Raw genomic sequence first — 935 nt, forward strand, 5'->3', positions numbered from 1 at the left:
TGTACCTGTCGCCCTTGGTTTAAGATGATGTCGCCATCTTGGATATGGTATTCGCCTGCTTGCATGTGAGCCGCCTTATAATAATGTCATTATTCCAGTGATAGGTTTCATTGATAGATTTAAGTAATAAACAAAACTATACGATGGGATTATGTACCGTGACCAGTTTGGTACCATCAGGGAATGTCGCCTCGATTTGCACTTCATCGACCATCTCAGCCACCCCTTCCATGACATCATCTGCAGACAGATAGGTGGCCCCTTCACTCATCAATTCAGCAACTCGCTTGCCATCTCTGGCTCCTTCCATCAGCAGCATACTGATATAAGCAATAGCTTCAGGATAATTAAGCTTAACACCGCGATTTTTACGGCGCTCAGCGACCATGCCAGCGGTAAATAGCATGAGCTTGTCTTTTTCTGTTGGCGTCAGATGCATGGCAAATCCTTATTTTATTTATTATGAAAGTTATAGCAGATTATCAGGTCGTGTGTCTTAGGTATGAAAAACCGTAGACTTAGGTGTCCCAAATACGCGGCCAGCAAGGCTCAAGTTGCCACCAATGATCTCGCAAGACTTCTCTCAGCTGATAAAACGCTTCAAAACAACCACGTACATCTGAGCCAATATAGCGGATATTGATCGCTTGGCAATTATGAGTGCAGTAGACAGGCAGTTGTGCTTGAATAATGACTTGGCGCAATGCTGCTACGGTATTGTCTAGATAGCGGGTTAATGATTGCTTGATAGTTGCTTGGGCTGTTTCGGTCGATTGCGTAGTCTGTGATGCGGACAATTCAAGGTTATCATGGACGTCGCTCAAACTCGGTACGGCCCAAAACGATCCATAAATATGCTGACCTGCCAGCCCCAAATTTGAGGAGAACCAGCGACTGCTAGCAGACTGATCTACACGTTCAGCAACGATAGCCTT

At 45.1% G+C, this 935-nt stretch carries 1 protein-coding gene and 1 pseudogene; both read right to left on the bottom strand.

What is annotated here, in order from left to right; translation table 11 throughout:
• Positions 1-136: 136 nt before the first annotated feature.
• Complete coding sequence (gene ureA, locus ACS8FC_RS15485; RefSeq protein ID WP_057761815.1) at positions 137-439, bottom strand: urease subunit gamma; 303 nt, start codon at positions 437-439, stop codon at positions 137-139.
• Positions 440-518: 79 nt separating this feature from the next.
• Positions 519-935: pseudogene (locus tag ACS8FC_RS15490) on the bottom strand (hypothetical protein); the annotation flags it as partial.

Source organism: Psychrobacter sp. 1Y4, from assembly GCF_051847555.1.

Bases quoted from the DNA above. Each gene is read 5' to 3' on its own strand.
- ureA (WP_057761815.1), bottom strand. From the start codon at position 439: ATGCATCTGACGCCAACAGAAAAAGACAAGCTCATGCTATTTACCGCT.